This is a genomic window from Aeromonas sp. 159 (assembly GCF_963862045.1).
Lineage (GTDB): Bacteria > Pseudomonadota > Gammaproteobacteria > Enterobacterales > Aeromonadaceae > Aeromonas > Aeromonas veronii.
On sequence record NZ_CAWLMI010000017.1, the window covers coordinates 32560 to 52152 of the forward strand.

Annotated in this window: 15 protein-coding genes and 1 pseudogene; 9 read left to right on the forward strand and 7 right to left on the reverse strand. The window is 58.7% G+C overall.

The window, feature by feature from the left end; translation table 11 throughout:
* Positions 1–103: 103 nt before the first annotated feature.
* The 5 genes from AACR14_RS03455 to cra form a co-directional block, all read right to left on the reverse strand.
* Complete coding sequence (locus AACR14_RS03455; RefSeq protein ID WP_019445133.1) at positions 104–754, reverse strand: hypothetical protein; 651 nt, start codon at positions 752–754, stop codon at positions 104–106.
* A 116-nt stretch (positions 755–870) separates the two neighbouring features.
* Entirely contained in the window at positions 871–1257 is a 387-nt protein-coding gene (locus AACR14_RS03460; RefSeq protein ID WP_019445134.1) for an MAPEG family protein, read from the reverse strand.
* Positions 1258–1477: 220 nt separating this feature from the next.
* Entirely contained in the window at positions 1478–2035 is a 558-nt protein-coding gene (locus AACR14_RS03465) for a hypothetical protein (RefSeq protein WP_019445135.1), read from the reverse strand.
* Positions 2036–2288: 253 nt separating this feature from the next.
* A complete protein-coding gene (locus AACR14_RS03470; RefSeq protein ID WP_019445136.1) occupies positions 2289–3482 on the reverse strand; it encodes an aromatic amino acid transport family protein in 1194 nt (397 codons plus the stop codon).
* Between the two features lie 560 nt (positions 3483–4042).
* A complete protein-coding gene (gene cra / locus AACR14_RS03475; protein WP_019445137.1) occupies positions 4043–5029 on the reverse strand; it encodes a catabolite repressor/activator in 987 nt (328 codons plus the stop codon).
* Between the two features lie 296 nt (positions 5030–5325).
* Here cra and fruB point away from each other — a divergent pair, with 296 nt between their 5' ends.
* From fruB to AACR14_RS03495, 4 genes and pseudogenes are all read left to right on the forward strand, one after another.
* Positions 5326–6426 (forward strand): fused PTS fructose transporter subunit IIA/HPr protein, encoded by a 1101-nt coding sequence (gene fruB, locus AACR14_RS03480; protein ID WP_019445138.1) that lies wholly within the window; start codon positions 5326–5328, stop codon positions 6424–6426.
* Positions 6426–7415 (forward strand): 1-phosphofructokinase, encoded by a 990-nt coding sequence (gene pfkB, locus AACR14_RS03485; protein ID WP_019445139.1) that lies wholly within the window; start codon positions 6426–6428, stop codon positions 7413–7415. The genes fruB and pfkB overlap by 1 nt, the downstream gene beginning before the upstream one ends.
* On the forward strand, positions 7412–9136 hold the full coding sequence (gene fruA / locus AACR14_RS03490; protein WP_019445140.1) for a PTS fructose transporter subunit IIBC: 1725 nt from the start codon (positions 7412–7414) through the stop codon (positions 9134–9136). The genes pfkB and fruA overlap by 4 nt, the downstream gene beginning before the upstream one ends.
* A 778-nt stretch (positions 9137–9914) precedes the next feature.
* Positions 9915–11233 (forward strand): annotated as a pseudogene (locus tag AACR14_RS03495) (IS4 family transposase).
* 66 nt (positions 11234–11299) lie between these two features.
* On the opposite strand, the gene metG reads toward AACR14_RS03495, so the two are convergent.
* Complete coding sequence (gene metG / locus AACR14_RS03500) at positions 11300–13333, reverse strand: methionine--tRNA ligase (protein ID WP_026034905.1); 2034 nt, start codon at positions 13331–13333, stop codon at positions 11300–11302.
* 186 nt (positions 13334–13519) lie between these two features.
* On the opposite strand from metG, the gene apbC reads away from it, so the two are divergent.
* From apbC to AACR14_RS03520, 4 genes are all read left to right on the forward strand, one after another.
* Positions 13520–14602: an iron-sulfur cluster carrier protein ApbC gene (gene apbC / locus AACR14_RS03505; protein WP_019445141.1), complete on the forward strand. Its 1083-nt coding sequence runs from the start codon at positions 13520–13522 to the stop codon at positions 14600–14602.
* A gap of 110 nt (positions 14603–14712) precedes the next feature.
* Entirely contained in the window at positions 14713–15357 is a 645-nt protein-coding gene (udk, locus tag AACR14_RS03510; RefSeq protein WP_005345570.1) for a uridine kinase, read from the forward strand.
* Positions 15358–15420: 63 nt separating this feature from the next.
* A complete protein-coding gene (dcd, locus tag AACR14_RS03515; RefSeq protein WP_005336719.1) occupies positions 15421–16002 on the forward strand; it encodes a dCTP deaminase in 582 nt (193 codons plus the stop codon).
* A 377-nt stretch (positions 16003–16379) separates the two neighbouring features.
* Complete coding sequence (locus AACR14_RS03520; protein ID WP_019445142.1) at positions 16380–17849, forward strand: inorganic phosphate transporter; 1470 nt, start codon at positions 16380–16382, stop codon at positions 17847–17849.
* A gap of 132 nt (positions 17850–17981) precedes the next feature.
* Here AACR14_RS03520 and AACR14_RS03525 read toward each other — a convergent pair whose 3' ends face one another.
* Positions 17982–18233, reverse strand: a complete 252-nt coding sequence (locus AACR14_RS03525) for a DUF1289 domain-containing protein (RefSeq protein WP_005352130.1) — start codon at positions 18231–18233, stop codon at positions 17982–17984.
* A 150-nt stretch (positions 18234–18383) separates the two neighbouring features.
* On the opposite strand from AACR14_RS03525, the gene mltA reads away from it, so the two are divergent.
* Positions 18384–19535 carry a murein transglycosylase A gene (mltA, locus tag AACR14_RS03530; RefSeq protein WP_019445143.1) on the forward strand — a complete coding sequence of 384 codons (1152 nt, stop codon included), beginning with the start codon at positions 18384–18386 and terminating at the stop codon, positions 19533–19535.
* Positions 19536–19593 lie beyond the last annotated feature (58 nt).

Consider the following 19593-nt stretch of genomic DNA (forward strand, 5'->3'; position numbering starts at 1 on the left):
GACTCCCCAGCTATGCGGTTGACTGAAAAGCCCTGCCAATCTGGCAGGGCTTTTTGTTTTTTCAGCCATGCAATCGGCACTGTGTGGTGCAGCGAGGGCAACGCTAGATGGCGGAGAGGTACTGCTGTTGCATCGCCAGCCAGCGGCCGTTATTGATAAACGCCAGCTGTACCTTGAGCAGGGCCGCAATTTCCGTCCGGTGCTTTTTATCGAGGTAGAGAAAGACCTGCTCTTTGGTGATCTTCTGCCAAGGGGGCGCCAGTGCAGGTTGAGAGGCAGGGCGCATCTTGATGAGCCAATCCACTTTGCCTCGATGCAGTTGGGCAAGCCCTTGCTTCTCATCGTTCAACCAGATGACCTGATAGTTGCCGAGGAAGCGTTCGCACCACTGGATGCCGCGCAGGCAGCCAATCACGGTACCCTCGGCAGGGGGCCAGCTCGGGTTATCCCGTGGCTGACCATAAATCGCCGCCTCCGAGATGGGGGCACCGATCTGCAGCAAGTGGGGATAGGTCTGATCAAAGCCCTTGATCCGGGCCATATCGCCATCGACGGCATGGTCTGCCTCAATCAATTTTTCGCAGCGGGCATAGGTGCAGGGGATCAACTGAAAGTCGATGCCGGCCCGGCCAAACCAGTCATGAATAAAAGGGCGCAATATCGCAGTGTGTTCGACCGCTGCCGCCAGCTTTAGCGGGGTTGCGTGGGCAACGGGAGTCAGCCCGACAAGCAGTAACCAGCCAATCCACTTCATATCGCACTCCTGAATCGGGCTTGTTTAAGCAGCACTGTTGCGACTATCTGTGCAGTGAAGAATAGCCGATAGGGATGGCTGCCAGACCGCTTCGCCAGCTATTCGTGACGGCCGGGTCAGGGGAGCAGCGCCGTGATCAGGATATGGGCCGCGCTCACCAGGATCACAGTGAAGGTCAGCCCCATTCCCGCCACCCGATAACGGAAGTTCTCCGGCGTGCGGCTCATGCCAAATGCATGACAGAGGCGGCCAAGCAGCAAGGCGCTCCCCAGCAGATGGATAAGCCAGGGGGTATGGCTGCCGGTTTCGACGAAATAGATCAGCAGCAGGGCGATGGGGACATACTCGGCAAAGTTGGCGTGTATCCGCATGGCCCGCAGCATGGCGGGGTCATCCCCATGCCCCAGCGCCACCTTGCGGCTATGGCGGGTGCGAATGGTACGAATGCTCAGCAACACAAAAAGCAGCGTGAGCAGGGCCGCGTAAACAGGCAGTATGGTCATGGTATCTGGCTCCTTGTGTGATGATATCGAGTGGCTGGTGTTGAGAGACGCGATATTGCTCGGCATCTCAATGGCTTGCCTTGAGGGTAGCAGCAAACTGCCTTAGCACGATCGTCATCCACTCACTCGCCATCGGCCAAGTGCAGGCGCAAAACAAACAGCCCTGCCGAGGTGGCAGGGCTGTTTTTTGATCATATTGATGGTGGGCAGAGCCCCGTCATTACCCCTCGTAAGGGAGGGAGGAGTGGTGCAGCACGATGCGCACTTTGCCATCATCTCCTTTCTTGAAACCCCAGGTCTTGTCGACCGTGGTCTCCTTGTTGTCGCGATCCACCAGATGCACCTTGCCCATGGTCAGCGCCATATCGCCGTTGATATAGACGGCGGCATTGTCATAGCGATAGCTCTGCCAGTTTTTCAGGGCAAAGCCGCTATCGGCCGGATAGGCGCTGTTGTTGCCGACAAAGTAGGCCAGCGCCCCCTCGCGGTTGGTGCGAAAGGTCTGCTCGCCACCGGCGAGGGTGGGTTTGAACAGCACTGGCCCCTGCTGGTAGCCATAGGCGCTGTCGAGCACCGACTCGGCGGTCGCCTTGGCGCGCTCAATCCCACCGGCACGATAGTCATCGCTGATCTTGATAAGCGCTGCGCCCCAACCATCCTGCGCGGCCTTGATCTCCGCCTCGGTAATATTGTTGTTGGCGATTTCGGCGGCGCTAAGTGCGCCGCTGGCGGCAAGCAGGACGAGGGCAAGGGTGCTCCTCTTGAGGTGCAACATCATTGTTTTCAAACTCCTAAACGCGATAAACGAGCGGGCAGTGTAGCGAAGGGGCATGAACGGTTTTTGAACTGATTATTCAGGGTTGGGTAGTAAAAAGGTCGGTATATAGCTGAAGGTTTGGGTGTTTGTTTGGTAAGGGGCGCACTCTTAATTAATGGCGCATGCCTGTATCCAACTTGATTTCTTTTCCAACAAAAAGTCCCGCCAAGTTAATTGGCGGGGCTTTGCTATTTGGGGCATTCAGTATCGGGGATTACAGCGCTGGCAGCATTCCAAGGCTGACGCTGATCTGGACGCCGACGATCAGCACCCCCATGGCGGCGGCCACTCCCAGCGCCACTACGCCACCCGGGGCGCGGTAATGGTGGGCAGGCGCCTGTTTGCGGCTCTGCCACACCAGCGCCACCGGCAGCAGTACCGCGAGGATTGCCAGCGCAATGGCAGCGTAGCCCAGCGCCATGATAAAGCCCTGCGGGAAGTAGAGGGCAAACAGCAATGGCGGCACGAAGGTGATGAGGCCAGTCTGGCTGCGGCCCTGCCAGTTGTCCTTGCGGCGGGTCACCTTGGCCATAAAGTCGAACAGCCCCAGCGTCACCCCGAGGAAGGAGGTGGCGAGCGCCAGATCGGCAAACAGGTGCATCGCCTGATTAAATGCAGGCCAGCTCACCAGCTTGCCGACGTTGGCCAGCAGGCTGTCCAGCGCGCCACCGGTTTGCAGCAGGGCTTGCTGGCCGAGCAGACCGAGGATCGCTACCTGCCACAGCACGTAGAGGATCAGCGGCAGGGCTGAGCCCCAGACAAAGACACGACGCAACTGCTTGGGGCAGTCACCGAGGTAGAGCATCACACTCGGAATGGAGCCGTGAAAGCCGAACGAGGTGAAGATGACCGGCAGGCCCGCCAGCAACAGGCCCTGACCCAGCGGCATCGAGAGCAGATGCTGCCCTTCGGTGCGGGGTAGCAGCAACGCCAGCACCACCACCATGATCACCAGTTTCACGGTGAACATCAGCCGGTTGAGGTAATCCACCGAGCGGGTGCCGACACAGACCATGCCGCCAAACAGCAGGGTAAAGGCCCATGCCGCCTGCTCCTGGGTCAGGGTCATGCCCGCATCGGCCAGCGCCTGTGCCAGCAGGCTGCTGCCGCCGCTGATGTAGGCGGAGGCCAGCGAGTAGAACAGCATCAGGATACAGAAGGAGGCGATGCGCTTGCCCCAGGGGCCGAGCAGATGATCCGCCAGCTGGTGCAGGTACCACTTGCCGGTGTTGAGGCTTGCCTCTACTTGCAGCATGGCGGTGAAGGCCATCAGGGCCCAGAGGCCGACCATCAACATCAGGGTGGCGGGGCCGCCGAGGGAGGAGGAGGCCAGCGGCAGGGCCAGCATGCCGGCACCTATGGTGGTGCCGGCAATCAACAGGGTACAACCCAGAGTTTTGGTATTCATGTTATCCATCCGAACGTAGCGGTGTCAGTGCAAACATGCGATGTCAGCAGTGACGTCAACAAGAGGGGGCCAATTGGCGTTATCAGAAGGTGCCTCCGGTGATAGGGCCGGAGGCTAGCAATATCGGAACGGGAACATCTGTACCCAAAACCTGTCAGTTGTAAAAGATGGTTGCCACGTTAGCGGATCAAAATAGCGGAAACAACCCCTTTTATACGGATCTTGTGCTGGCTTGTGGCAACAAGTGGAAATAAATGATGACAGCGGTAGCTAATTGCAGAAAAAAGCACCGAAAAAATGATTGGCAGGGGCTCATTGATACAGGTCAGCCAAGTGGTTGCAGCACGGATGGGGGAGTGCCTTGTTGTGGCGTTGGCGTTTAGTTGCGGGGTGAAAGGAGTGTGGAAGCCGGTTTTTAATCGGCCAGACGGTAGAGAAAACAAAGCGGGCGGGTAGGGGGTGTGGGGAAAAACAATAAGGCCAGCCGATGCTGGCAGCCTTATTGTCATCTGTTCGTTTTACCCACCCATTGACAGCAAATCGGGTCTGCTTCGATCAGGTTAGCGACGGCGCTTGAGGGTGCGGCTCACATAGTGCAGCCCGCTCTGGTAGTCGCCATTCACCGCCTTGAGCGCCAGATCCAGCGCCTGGCTCGCCAGCGCGTCGTGCTGCTGGGGTAGGGAGTTGATGCCAAAGGGGAGGAAGTCGAGCAGCCGATCGTCCCCGAAGGTGGCCATGGCAAGCTGGCTCATATCGATCTCTTGCTCCAATAGATAGTCCAGCACTCCCTCCATCAGGATATAGGAGGTAGTGATCAGTGCTTCGGGCAACTGGCCCAGCTGCTGGTGCAGATCCTTGATCAGGCGATACCCCTCAAGACGGGAGAAGTGATCCCCCTCGCACAGGTGGCGAGTCGCGCTATGGCTGGCGACCGCCTGCTCGAAACCGGCTTTTCGCTCCTGACTGATCGTGAGTGCTGGCAGCGCGGTGATCAAGGCGATATGACGCAGAGTCGGGGTGAGCAAGGAGCTGGTGAGATCAAAGCTCGCCTTCTCGTTTTCACTGGCGACGGTGACGAACTTGTCGGCGGCCATCGCCCGATCGATGGCGAGGATCTGGCTGCCTTGCGCCTGCAATTTGCCGTAGAAGGAGTCGTCCGGCGGCAGGCAGCTGGCCACCAGCAGGGCATCCACATGGCGGCTCACCAGCATCTGGGCCAGCTCTTTTTCGGTAGCGGGCTCATCTTCCGAGCAGACAATGAGCAGCTGATATCCCTGCGCCCGGGCCCCCTGTTCCAGCCGTTTGGCCAGCTTGGCGTAACTGGCGTTCTCAAGGTCGGGCAGGATAAAGCCCAGAGTCTTGGTCTGGCCGCCGCGCAGGGAGGCGGCGCGGCTGTCCGGCTGGTAGTTATGGGCGGTGACAACGGCCATCACCTTGTCGCGGGTGGCCTGGCTGATGCGGTATTGGTCGGCCTTGCCATTGATCACATAGCTTGCCGTGGTGCGCGAGACACCGGCGAGGGCGGCGATTTCATCCAGTTTCATCATATTGGCTCTGTTTGAGTTGCAAGGCCCACGGTCACTGCCGGGTGAGGGCACCGAAAAGTGTGCGCGGGATCATATCATTGAAAAGCACTCTTGGTGGGTACTTGATCAATTCGCTGAAACGATTCAGTCTGAGTGTAAGTGAAACGATTCAGCCTGTCAGCAGCGAAGAGACCCAGTGGCCTGAAAATCGGGCCCCGATCACAGTGAACCGTGTTCGGGTCTATTGTCAGCTGGCGAGTTATCCGAATGTTCAATTGTGACGTACCGGCGCGGCCGGAACCTGATGGAGAGTCTCTATGTTGAAGTTGGCGCGAGAGCAGATCTTGCTGGGACAGTCGGTGGCAACCAAGTCGGACGCCATTGCCCTGCTGGCAGGCAAACTGACCGAAGCCGGTCTGGTGGAAGCGGGCTATGTGGATGGGATGCTGGCCCGTGAAGCGCAGCATGCCACCTATCTTGGCAGCGGCATCGCCATTCCCCACGGCACCACCGATACCCGTCATCTGGTGAAGAGCACAGGCGTCATGGTGGCCCAATTCCCTCATGGCATCGAGTGGGACGAGGGGCAGATCGCCTACGTCGCCATCGGCATCGCCGCCAAGTCCGACGAACATCTGGGCATTTTGCGCCAGCTCACCCATGTGCTGGGTGACGAGCAGGCGGCAGCCCAGCTCAAAGAGGCCACCGATGCCGACACCATCATCAACATCCTGACTGGCGCCACTGCCGCCAAAGAGGTGCAATACCTGACCCTGGCTGACTTCCCGGCCGATGATCGCGACCAACTGCTGCTGGGAGCAGCCGCCCGCGCCAAATCGGCGGGCTGGGGCGATGCCGCCATGGTGAGCGCCCTGCTGGCAAGCGATCCCGCCTATCTGGGCGAGGGCGTCTGGCTGGCCCGGGCGCAAGCGGCCCAGACTGGCTGGGTGCTGGCAACGCCCAGCAGCGAACTTCGCGCAGGGGAGCTGCCGGTCAGCGCCATGCTGCTGCTGTGCGCCGCAGATAGCGGCCATCTGCCGCAGCTGGAGAATCTGGCCAAACTGGCGGCTGCTGGTCAGCTGGCGACGCTGGCGGGCAGCGACGGGTTGGCCATGTTGCAGGCAGGGCCAGCGAGCGGTCTTAGTGAAACCTTCACCATCATCAACCCTCACGGGTTGCACGCTCGTCCCGGTGCCATGCTGGTCAAGGTGGCCAAAGAGTTTGAATCAGATATCCGGGTTGCCAATCTGGATGGCAGCGGCGAGGCGGTCTCTGCCAAGAGCCTGATGAAAGTGATCGGCCTTGGGGTCAAGTGCGGGCATCGTCTGACGTTTCGCGCTGAAGGAGCAGATGCCGAAGCCGCCCTCAAGGGGATCGGTGAGGCGATCGCCGCTGGTCTCGGCGAGGGGGCACACTGATGAAGATTGTCACCATTACCCTCAACCCCGCCCTCGATCTCACCACCCGCCTCGAGGCGATGAGCCTTGGCGAGGTCAATCTAGTGAACGAGGCCAACCTGCGCGCGGCGGGCAAGGGGATCAACGTCGCCATGGTGCTCAAGGATCTGGGCCGCGACGTAGGCGTCACCGGCTGGCTGGGCGCTGACAATGAACAGAGTTTTGTCTCCCTGTTTGCCGAGCGAGCGCTGGATGATCACTTTGTGCGCGTAGCGGGCAGCACCCGCATCAACGTCAAGATCTCCGAGCAGTCTGGTCGGGTCACCGATCTCAACCTGCCGGGGCTCACCATCCAGCAAGGGGAGGTGAGCGCGCTGGAGCAGGCCATCGACCAATTGGCTGCACATGCTGAGTGGTTCGTGCTGGCGGGCAGCCTGCCCAAAGGGGTGGCCCCCGATTACTGCGCCCATCTGATCCGCTTGCTCAAGGCCAAGGGCAAGCAGGTGATCTTCGATTGCAGCGGCGCGGCCTTAAGCGAAGGGATCAAGGCGGCGCCGACCCTGGTCAAACCCAATCTGGAGGAGCTGAGCCAGTGGGCAGGCCGCCCCATCAAGACTCTGAGCGAGCAGGCCGAGTGTGCCCGCGCGCTGCAGGCAAGCGGCATCCCCAACGTGGTGATCTCCAACGGCGCCGATGGCCTCATCTGGTTTGCCACAGATGCCGTTTGGCAAGCCATTCCGCCGCGGATGCAGGTGGTCAGCACGGTCGGTGCTGGCGATTCCCTGGTGGCCGGTCTCGCCCATGGTCTCAGCCTTGGCTGGGCGCCGGAGCAGACCCTGCGGCTGGCCACCGCCGTCTCGGCACTGGCGGTCAGTCAGGTGGCGGTCGGCTTTGACGATATCAATGTGCTCAACCCGTTACTTGAACAGGTGCGCGTAGAGCGTCTGGATGCGCTGGCACCGGTTCAGTGCAATACCCCCTCAATGGAAAACTCAGGAGATGCCCAATGAAAGCAATCTTGGTTACGGCTTGCCCGGCGGGCATTGCCACCAGCTTTCTCGCTGCAAAACGGATAGAACAGCATGCCAAACTGGCTGGCTGGGAACTCACCCTCGACGTCGGCTCCAGCGTGCAGCCTCGCCAAGTACCGAGCAAGGAGCAGATTGCCGCCGCCGATCTGGTGCTGGTTGTCGCCAGTGCCCCGGTGGATCTCGCCGCCTATGATGGCAAGCGAGTCTATCAGGGCAGCATGGATCTCGCCCTGCAGGATCCGGCTGCCTTGCTGGAAGCCGCAACCAGCGGTGCCAGCGTCTATCGTCATCAAGCCGCGCCCGCTGCCGCCAAACCGGCCGCCGTTGGCAAGCACATTGTGGCGGTGACCGCCTGTCCGACCGGTGTGGCCCACACCTTTATGTCGGCAGAAGCGCTGGAGACCATGGCCAAACAGCTGGGTTATCAGATCCGCGTCGAGACTCAAGGCTCGGTCGGTGCCCAGAATGCCCTGACCGTCGAGGAGATTGCCGCTGCTGATCTGGTATTCCTCGCCACCGATATCGAGGTGGACATGGCCCGTTTCGATGGCAAGCCGGTCTATCGCACCAGCACCGGCGCTGCGCTGAAGAAAACCCGCGCCGAGCTCGACAAGGCGTGGAGTGAGGCGAAAACCTATCGCCACAGCGGTGCCAGCCAGCCCAAGAAAGAGGAGAAGGCAGGCCCCTACAAGCATCTGCTGACCGGCGTCTCCTTTATGCTGCCCATGGTGGTGGCGGGCGGCCTTATCATCGCGCTCTCGTTCGTGTTCGGGATCGAGGCGTTCAAGGTGGAAGGCACTCTGGCCGCCGCGCTGATGAAGATCGGTGGCGGCTCCGCCTTCGCCCTGATGATCCCGGTGCTGGCCGGCTACATTGCCTACTCCATCGCTGACCGTCCGGGCCTCGCTCCCGGCATGATCGGCGGTATGCTGGCAAGCTCGCTGGGCGCCGGTTTCCTTGGCGGCATCGTGGCCGGTTTCCTGGCCGGTTACAGCGCCAAATACCTGAGCGACAAGGTGCGCCTGCCGACTACCCTGGAAGCGCTCAAGCCCATCCTGATCATTCCGCTCTTTGCCAGCCTGTTTACCGGTCTTGTGATGATCTACGTGGTGGGTGGCCCGGTGGCTGGCATCATGAATGCCATGACCACCTTCCTCAACAACATGGGCTCTGCCAACGCCGTGCTGCTGGGGGTCATCATCGGCGCCATGATGTGCTTCGACATGGGCGGCCCAGTCAACAAGGCGGCCTACGCCTTCGGGGTCGGCCTGCTGGCCTCCAAAACCTACGCTCCCATGGCTGCGGTGATGGCCGCCGGTATGGTGCCGGCACTGGGGATGGGGATCGCCACCTTCCTGGCCCGCACCAAGTTCATCAAGGCGGAGCAGGAAGCGGGCAAGGCCTCCTTCGTGCTGGGTCTGTGCTTCATCTCCGAGGGGGCCATTCCGTTTGCCGCCAAGGATCCGATGCGCGTCATCCCGGCCTGTATGGTTGGTGGCGCCCTGACCGGTGCGCTCTCCATGCTGTTCGGCTGCGAGCTGATGGCACCCCACGGCGGTCTTTTTGTGCTCTTTATCCCGCACGCTATCAGCAACGTCATGATGTATATCGTGGCGATTGCAGCAGGGTCACTGCTGACCGGTGTCTCCTACGCCATGCTCAAGCGCGGTGAAGAGCAGGCCAAGCTGGCCACGGCCTGATAGCTCATCCTCGATAACAGAAGATGATCAATGCCGCCCGGTTGCAAAACCGGGCGGCATTTTTATATGCCTTTTAAACAGAATCGTTGAGCAGCGGTGACTTAGGTTTCGCATATCAGGGCCAAATACTTAACTCTATGGGGAAGGGCCGTAACCAATATCCCGTGTATAGATTGTGCTGCCGCTAGGATAGGGGGAGCTGGCTAGTTCTCGGAAAGCAAATCTATATCAACCGACTGTTACCTATATGTGCATCTGTGTAGATGCAACTTGAGTTGATCATCAGTTAAACAAGACCTGAGGCAGGTTTGCTTTATGTCGAACCTCCTCATTTCTGCGAAAAGAGGATTCAGGTCTCGGTACAACCGAATGCCCTGGTTGGCAAGTATGCATTGAACCAGAGGGTTCCATATCAAATGGATCTTGAACCCTACACCAGACCATTGTAGATCGTCATATATACAACTTTTTGTATGCCAACAAACAAGATTTTACACAGACAAACTCAATTCGCATCATGCTGAACATAGAAGTAGAAAATGGACTTTCTCTGTTACGTCAAAAAGTAAACACGAGTTATCGCAGTGTTCAATGATAGAGAGATAACAGACAAAGCGGCTTTGCAGAACATGGGTATTAATGTGTCTGTGAGTGCACAGGGGAAAAGAGAAATAAAAAAGCCACACCGGTTGGTGTAATGCCGATCAGTTAAGGATCCATTGACCGATCCTTCTGCTGTGTGAAAATCCGAAACCTGTTGATTGGTTTCGGATTTTTTATGCGTATCGCTCAAGCGCTCGACTTCCTCCACGCCAGTAATGCTGCTCAGTTTTAGTCACTCTCAGACCTCATTGCTCCCGAGCTCATCACGACGCTGCTCGCCGAAGAGGATGTCGTGACCCTGCGTCGCCGCCGTAGCCCATGGAGCGTCTGGTCTGGGCCATCTTCCGCCATGTCCCCATGACCCAGCTGGTCAATCAGCTCGATATCCTGTTGCCCGGCGACCGTCCTTTCGTTGCCCCCAGCGCCTTCCTGCAAGCTCGCCAAAAACTGGGGGACAAGAGCATCGAGCGGCTGTTTCACGAGACCGCCTCGCGTTGGCACCAGCAGGCCAACCACCCCGGTTGGGCCAGGCTGCAACTGCTCGCCGTCGATGGCGTGATGTGGCGCACCCCCGATACCCCGGACAATGACGCCGAGTTTGCCAAACCCGGCACCCAGCATGGGGAGACCGCCTATCCGCAGGTGCGCATGCTCTGTCAGATGGAGCTGACCAGTCACCTACTTGTGCAGGCCGTCATGGAGAGCTGCGCCGTCAACGAGATGGTGTTGGCCGAACAGCTTGTCGCACGCACGCCGGACCACTCGCTCACCCTGTTCGACAAGGGGTTTTACTCTATCGGTTTGCTCCATACCTGGCAGACCACTGGCAGCGAGCGGCACTGGTTGCTGCCACTCAAAAAGGGCACACAATACGAGGTGGTGCGCAAGCTGGGGCGTCAAGATGTGCTGGTGCAGCTCAAGACCAGTCCACAGGCACGCAAGAAGTGGCCGCAACTGCCGGACACGGTAGAAGCCCGTTTGCTGACCCGCAACACCAGCGGCAAGGAGCGCCAAGTATTGACCTCCATGGTCGACCCGATGCGCTTCCCGGGGGCCGACATCGTTGAGCTCTACAGCCACCGCCGGGAAATCGAGTTGGGCTATCGGGAGATGAAGCACAGCCTGCAACAGCACCGGCTGACCCTGCGCAGCAAGAAGGCGACGGGGATACGGCAAGAGCTGTGGGGCGTGCTGCTGGCGTATAACCTCTTGCGCAGCCAGATGGTAAAGATGGCGGCGAGTCTGAAGGGATACACGGCGAACCAGTTGAGTTTTCACATGGCCTCGGTGTACCTCATCCATGAACGGAGCTGCATGCCGTACCTGTCACCGGGAAGCATCCCGAAGCGGGTGGCAGACCTGGAGAAACAATCGGGCCAGTTTGTATTACCGGAGCGGAGCGAAGGGAGCGGAGTTATCCCCGCAGTGTGAAGGCAAGACCACAAAAGTATGCGGTGCAAAAAAGCCAATAAAAACAATGCCAGTCAGGCTTAACTGACTGGCATTAAGGCCGTTTGGCCTCTCTTCTCTATCTGGCTGTGGTCGCAGTCAGCGATACGCTTACTTGACGCGCATCCCTGGCTGGGCGCCTTCCTGCGGCTCCAGGATCCAGAGATCCTTACCGCCCGGGCCTGCGGCCAGCACCATGCCTTCGGACATGCCGAAACGCATTTTGCGCGGAGCCAGGTTGGCCACCATCACTGTCAGCTTGCCTTCCAGATCTTCCGGGTTGTAAGCGGACTTGATACCGGCAAACACCTGACGGGTTTCGCCGCCGATATCCAGTTGCAGCTTGAGCAGCTTCTCGGCTTCCGGTACCGCTTCGGCCTTCTTGATAAGCGCGACGCGCAGGTCAATCTTGGCAAAATCGTCATAGGTGATGGTTTCGCTGATGGGGTCATCAGCCAGCGGGCCTGTCACTTTCGGTGCCTGCTCCTTGGCCAAGTCTTCCTTGGATGCCTCGATCATGGCTTCAATCTTCGCCGGCTCGATGCGGGAGAAGAGGGCTTTGAACGGTGCAACGGTGTGATCGACCAGCGGCATCTCGATGCCATCCCAGCTGAGGGTTTCGGCCAGGAAGGCTTCGGCACGTTCGGCCAGCAGCGGCATGACGGGCTTGAGGTAGGCCATCAGCACGCGGAACAGGTTGATGCCGACCGAGCAAACCGCTTGCAACTCGGCGTCAGCCCCTTCCTGCTTGGCGATAACCCAGGGCGCCTTGTCGTCCACGTAGCGGTTGGCCTTGTCGGCCAGCGCCATGATTTCGCGGATGGCGCGGCTGAATTCGCGGCTCTCATAGGCTTCCGCAATAGCGGTGCGGGCGTTGGCGAACTCGGCGTAGAGCTCCGGTTCGGCGCAGGTGGCAGCCAGCTTGCCGCCAAAGCGCTTGGCAATAAAGCCGGCGTTGCGGGAGGCGAGGTTGACCAGCTTGTTGACCACGTCGGCGTTGACGCGCTGCACGAAATCTTCGAGGTTCAGGTCCAGATCGTCGATGCGGCTGTTGAGCTTGGCGGCGTAGTAGTAACGCAGGCACTCTGGATCCAGGTGGTTCAGGTAGGTGGATGCCTTGATAAAGGTGCCCTTGGACTTGGACATCTTGGCGCCGTTGACGGTCACATAGCCGTGCACGTTGACCTTGGTCGGCTTGCGGAAGTTGGCACCTTCCAGCATGGACGGCCAGAACAGGCAGTGGAAGTAGGCGATATCCTTGCCGATGAAGTGGTAGAGCTCGGCGTCGGAGTCCGCTTTCCAGTAGCTGTCAAAGTCGATGTCGCCACGCTTGTTGCACAGGTTCTTGAAAGAAGCCATGTAGCCGATGGGGGCATCGAGCCAGACGTAGAAGTACTTGCCCGGCGCGCCGGGAATTTCGAACCCGAAGTAGGGGGCATCACGGGTGATGTCCCACTGCTGCAAGCCGCTTTCGAACCACTCCTGCATCTTGTTGGCCATCTCTTCCTGAATGGCGCCGGAGCCACGCACCCACTCAGAGAGCCATTTTTCAAACTGCGGCAGGTCGAAGAAGAAGTGCTCGGAGTCCTTCATTACTGGGGTCGCGCCGGAGACGGCAGATTTCGGATCGATAAGCTCGGTTGGGCTGTAGGTGGCGCCGCAGCTGTCGCAGTTGTCGCCATACTGCTCCGGAGATTTGCACTTGGGGCAGGTTCCCTTGACGAAACGGTCCGGCAGGAACATGGATTTTTCCGGATCGAACAGCTGGGAGATGGTGCGGCTCTTGATAAAGCCACCATTTTTCAGGCGGCCGTAGATCAACTCCGCCAGCTCGCGGTTTTCGTCGCTGTGGGTGGAGTGATAGTTGTCAAAGCTGATGTTGAACCCGGCGAAATCGGCCTGGTGCTCCTTGGAGACAGCGGCAATCATCTCTTCCGGGGTGATCCCCATCTGCTGTGCCTTGAGCATGATCGGGGTGCCGTGGGCATCATCGGCACAGATGAAGTGCACCTGATGGCCGCGCATTCGCTGATAACGAACCCAGATATCGGCCTGGATATGTTCCAGCATGTGGCCAAGATGGATGGAGCCATTGGCATAGGGGAGGGCGCAGGTTACCAGCATTTTACGAGGATCAGTTGCCATATTACGTTCTTGATGTGCTTGTTGGGATGATAGAGTGCCGTGCATGTTACCCGAATTGGGGGTAGCCTGCCTAGGGTTGTGGCTATGCCAACCTTGGCAGCACCTGCTGTTACGATGGCAGGCAAGCCACTGATTTGTGTGCGGTAACCGTTCACCTCAAGATAATGACAAGATAATGAGGAGTTAATGGTGATTGATTCAGTAAAACAGATCCTCGCCGAATTTAAGCCAGCAGGCTGGCACAAGGATCTGGTGGATGCCGGATTCGTTCGCGAGATCATCAATCAGGGTCAGGGGCTTACTATCCGGCTGGTCTTGCCGTTTGCCGGTCTCTCGCTGCTCGATCAGCTCAAAGAGAACTACGATGCCAGGCTGCGCAGCGCCACCGGCGCCGCCCGTATCGACTGGGCACTGGAGATTGACGTCGCCAGCATGCCGCGGGCGCAGGGCCTCAATGCCGTGCAGGGCATTCGCAACATCATCGTGGTTGCTTCCGGCAAGGGGGGGGTGGGCAAATCTACCACTGCGGTCAACCTGGCGCTGGCGCTGCAAAAAGAGGGGGCGCGGGTCGCCATTCTCGATGCCGATATCTATGGCCCTTCCATTCCCACCATGATGGGCACCCTCACAGAGCGCCCGGTCAGCCATGACGGCAAGCTGATGGAGCCGGTGATGGCCTGCGGCCTCAAGAGCAACAGCATCGGCTATCTGGTCTCCGAGCAGGATGCCACCATCTGGCGCGGCCCAATGGCGAGCAAGGCGCTGGCGCAGATCCTCCATGAGACCCGCTGGGGCGGGGTGGATTATCTGGTGGTAGACATGCCGCCGGGCACTGGCGATATCCAGCTCACCATGGCCCAGCAGGTGCCGACGTCGGCGGCGGTGATTGTCACCACCCCGCAGGATGTGGCGCTGGCCGATGCCCGCAAGGGGATCGCCATGTTCAACAAGGTCAATGTGCCGGTGCTCGGCATCATCGAGAACATGAGTTACCACGTCTGCAGCGCCTGCGGTCACCATGAGCCGCTGTTCGGTACCGGTGGCGGCCAGAAGATGGCTGAGCAGTATCAAGTGGCGCTGCTTGGCCAGTTGCCGCTACACATCGACATCCGCCAGCACATGGATGATGGCTGTCCGACGGTGTTCGGAGCACCGGAAGGAAGCCTGGCTCAGGCTTATTTGAAGCTGGCGCGCAGGGTAGGGGCTGAACTCTTTTTCAGCGCAAAACCGATTGCGACCCCCCTCTATGCCATGGCGCTGGATGAATAATCGGCGGTCGGTCACTTGAAAGGGAATTGAGGGTGGGCATGACCCACCCTTTTTTATATAATGGATCGGTTTAAACCATCCCCACTGCTCTTCTCTTTTAGGTATTTGTCATGTCTGATACTCAACATTCGTGTGTGATCATCGGTATTGCGGGCGCATCTGCGTCTGGCAAAAGTCTTATAGCCCAGACCATTTATGAAGAGCTGGTGGCCGAACTGGGCGCAGGTCAGATTGGTGTGATCACCGAAGATTGCTACTACCGTGATCAGACCCACCTGACCATGGAAGAGCGGGTCAAGACCAACTATGACCACCCCAACGCGCTGGATCACGACTTGCTGGTACAGCACCTGAGTCAGCTGGTCAAAGGTGACGCGGTAGCCATTCCCCAGTACTCCTACACCGAACACACCCGGATGAGCGAAGTGACCCCGTTTGCGCCGCGCCGGGTGATCATTCTGGAAGGGATCCTGCTGCTGACCGACAGCCGTCTGCGGGATCTGATGGATGCCTCCATCTTCATGGACACCCCGCTCGACATCTGCCTGCTTCGCCGTCTGGTGCGTGATGTGCAGGAGCGTGGCCGTACCATGGACTCCGTGCTCAAGCAGTATCAGAAGACGGTACGTCCGATGTTCCTGCAGTTTATCGAGCCGTCCAAACAGTATGCCGATGTGATCGTGCCCCGTGGTGGCAAGAACCGCATCGCCATCGACATGCTCAAGGCGCGTATTCGCCACATGTTGATTGGTTAAGATGAAACAAGCCGGGTGATGCCCGGCTTTTTTAAAAGCACAATTTGTCAGGAGAGTCGCCCAATGCGTCTGTGTGATACCGATATTGAACGCCATCTGGATGAAGGCAAGATCGTCATTGAGCCACGGCCCGGGGTAGAGCGGATCAGTGGTGTCAGTGTCGATGTGCTGCTGGGTAACGAGTTTCGGGTGTTTCGCGATCATACCGCGCCCTATATCGACCTGAGCGGCCCGAGCAGCGAGATGGCCGATGCCATCGATCGGGTGATGAGTGACGAGATCCATATCCCCGATGGCGAAGCCTTCTATCTTCACCCGGGTCAGCTGGCGCTGGCGGTGACCTACGAGTCCGTCACCTTGCCTGCCGATATCGTCGGCTGGCTGGATGGCCGTTCTTCATTGGCGCGCCTGGGTTTGATGGTGCACGTGACGGCGCACCGGATCGATCCGGGTTGGTCCGGTCGCATCGTGCTGGAGTTCTACAACGGCGGCAAACTGCCGCTGGCGCTGCGCCCGAAGATGAAGATCGGCGCCTTGAACTTCGAGATGCTCTCCGGAGTCGCGGCCCGTCCCTACAACAAGCGGGAAAATGCCAAGTACAAGAGCCAGCAGGGCGCTGTTGCCAGTCGCATCAATCAGGACTGATAACTGGCAACACGGCAACGATTCAAGGGAGCACAAGGTGCTCCCTTTTTGCATGTGGAATCAAACGGATATGGGATTGAAGGTGCTGGTCGGATGAGATTGGCGGGGTAGGGACGTTTTATCACCACTTTTGTCCGTTTTTCTGTCATAAAAACGTCATAAAAATGAAATTATTGGCTTAATTGTCAGCTATTTTTGCCCTTTCCCGCAATCATATGTGGCTTTAATTAATCGATGGCAAGCCGCATAAAGACTGGCTCTAGGATATTTTTTTCCAAAAAGCTCTTTTTTTTTATGGCTGAAATATTTCAATGGTGGCTATGGTGTTGGCCGCCATCTGGCATAATCCGCCGCAACTCATAAACAGGCTTTTTTTTATGTTTGAAATGTTTAGTGGTTTGGGTTTGTGGTGGTCAATCGGTTTGGTATTGGCCGTTTTTTTTGTGCTTGCCTATGAATTTATCAACGGCTTTCACGATACCGCCAACGCGGTAGCAACGGTTATCTATACCAAGGCGATGCCAGCTCACCTGGCGGTCGTTGCATCGGGGATCTTCAACTTTTTTGGCGTCATGTTCGGCGGTCTGGGGGTGGCCTATGCCATTGTCCATCTGCTGCCCATCGACCTGCTGCTTGGGATGGACTCAACCCAAGGGTTGATCATGGTCTTCTCCTTGCTGTTTTCCGCCATCGTGTGGAACCTGGGCACCTGGTTCTTCGGGATCCCGGCCTCCAGTTCACATACCTTGATCGGTTCCATTCTGGGGGTAGGCGGCGCCTATGCCTGGATCACCCATAAACCGGTGACAGAAGGGATCAACGTGGGCAAAGCGATCGACATCATGCTTTCCCTCATCATCTCTCCCACCATCGGCTTCATCATCGCGGCACTGCTGCTGCTGGCGATGAAGCGCATCTGGACCAGCAACAAGATCCACAAAACGCCGGAAGAGCGCCAGCTGGTCGATGGCAAGAAGCACCCGCCGTTTTGGGCGCGTCTGACCCTGGTGGCCTCGGCCATGGGCGTCAGCTTCGTTCACGGCTCCAACGATGGCCAGAAGGGCATCGGTCTGGTGATGCTGGTGCTGATCTGTATGGCGCCCGCCTATTTCGCGCTGGACATGAACAGCCGCTCTTATGACCTGGATCGGACCCAGGATGCCAACCAGCGCATCATGGAGATCTACCAGCGCAACCAGTCCGCCCTCTCTGGTGTCATCAACTTCTCTGCACCGGCAACGGCTCAGGAAGAGCTGATGACCCACTGCTCCGCCGATGGCGTGCTGCAGGCGATGGCCACCCTTGATGCCCGTCTGGGTGCCGTGCGTACTTATGATCAGATGAGCCTGACTGACCGCCGCGAAGTGCGTCGTCTGCTGCTCTGTATTGATGACACCGCCCGCAAGGCTGCCAAGCTGCCGCTGCCAGCCAAGGAGCTGACCGATCTGGCCAAATGGCGCAAGGATCTGACAGCGACCGCTGAATACGCACCGACTTGGGTTATCGTCTCCATCGCACTGGCGCTCGGTTGTGGCACCATGGTGGGCTGGCGTCGTATCGTCCATACCGTGGGCGAGAAGATCGGCACCACCGGCATGACCTACAGCCAGGGCATTGCGGCCCAGATCACGGCAGCAACCTCCATCGGGGTCGCCAGTCTGACCGGTATGCCGGTGTCCACCACCCACATCCTCTCTTCTGCGGTGGCGGGTACCATGATTGCCAATAAATCCGGCCTGCAGAGCCAGACTATCAAGACCATCCTGATGGCCTGGGTGCTGACCCTGCCGCTGACCATGCTGCTCTCTGGTGGCCTGTTCATCGTCAGCCACCATCTGTTTGGTTGATCTGCCGCGTTCATAACGCGCATCACAATGACAATGCCGCCCGGTCGAAAGATCGGGCGGCATTTTTTATATGCTGGATAGGTCGTGTCTCGTGAGCGCAGGAATATGGTTTGCAGGGATGTTAGGAGCGGGTCAGAAATCCCAGCCAGATTGCGGCATCGGTTCAGGTTGATCGCCTTCGCGAGCCTTGCGCCGCGCAGCCTCGACCCGGCGTTTGCGATCCCGGCACAGGCGCATCACCTCTTGTTGCTGGGCAGGGGTCATGGTGAGCCAGTTGAAACGCTCTTCGCGATTGCGCAGGCACCCCTTGCAGTATCCCTTGTTGTTCACTTCGCAGACCCCGATGCAGGGGCTCTGCAGCGGGAATATTTCGAGCTGTTCCATCCATCACCTCGCACATCCTGTCACCTTGTTATAACCCAGCGGATCCCCTTTGGAGAAATCCTGCTTCAAGTGATTGATGTCGTTTGCTTTCCCCCTGCAAATTTGGCATCTTCCCCGCCGAGCATGGCTCTTGGCGTTATATGAGGACATATGAACAAACACGCGTACTGGCTGACCGCCGCAGTGCTGGGACTGGCCGGTTGTGCGGGCAACTCTGACAAAGCAGAAGTGCCCAAAAAACAGACCGACAACAGATGCTTTCTTAACTGCGAGGTGCCGGAAAATCTGGGCAAGCAGTATCTGGACGGGACCTTGCCAGAGGATCTGGTGAGGGTGGAGCGGGTCAATAGCCGTGCGCGTGCCGACTACAGCAAGTTTGGCCCGCAAAGCCGACTGGTATTGGAACGCTCCGGCAAGATGACCCGCCGTTATGGCGAGCTCTATCATCAGCTCTCCCGCTGGGTGGCGGGCGGTGGCAATCCTGCCGACATCACCCGTTACGGTATCAGCCTGGCTCAGCTGGGCGGTGCCGATCGCATGGGTAACGTGCTCTTTACCGGTTACTACTCGCCGGTGCTGGAGGTGCGCCACCGCCCGGATGCCAAGTACAAATACCCCATCTATGCCATGCCCAAATGTGGCGGTCGCTGTCCGACCCGGGCCGAGATCCATCAGGGGGCCCTGGCCAACCGTGGGCTGGAGCTGGGTTACAGCAAATCCCTTATCGACAACTTCCTGATGGATGTGCAGGGCTCCGGCTTTGTCCACTACGGGGATGACGATCGGCTGCAATATCTGGGCTACAGCGGCAAGAACGGCCACGGTTACGTCAGTATCGGCCGGGTACTGATCGACCGCGGTGAAGTGCCCAAAGAGCAGATGTCGATGAAGGCCATCAAGGAGTGGGCCAACCGACAGCCGGAGGAGAGCGTCAAGGAGCTGGTGGAGCAGAACCCCTCCTATGTCTTCTTCGAGCGTCGACCCACCAATGATGTGATCGGCGCCGCCGGTATCCCGCTGCTGCCGCTGGCGGCTGTCGCTGCCGACAAGACCCTGCTGCCGATGGGGACCCCGATCCTCGCTGAAGTCCCTTTGCTAGACAAAGAGGGCAACTGGACCGGCAAGCACCAGCTGCGGCTGTTGATTGCGCTGGATGTGGGCGGGGCGGTGAAGAAGGGCCACCTCGATCTCTACCACGGCATGGGCGAGAAGGCTGGCGTCGCTGCCGGTCACTACAAGCACTTCGGCCGGGTCTGGAAACTGGGCCTGCACCACGGGCCGACTGCCGCTCCCTGGTTGTAATCCTCTGAGGGGTTGGGCGTCTGTCATCGGGCGCCCGAGCAGTGTGAAGAGACAAAAA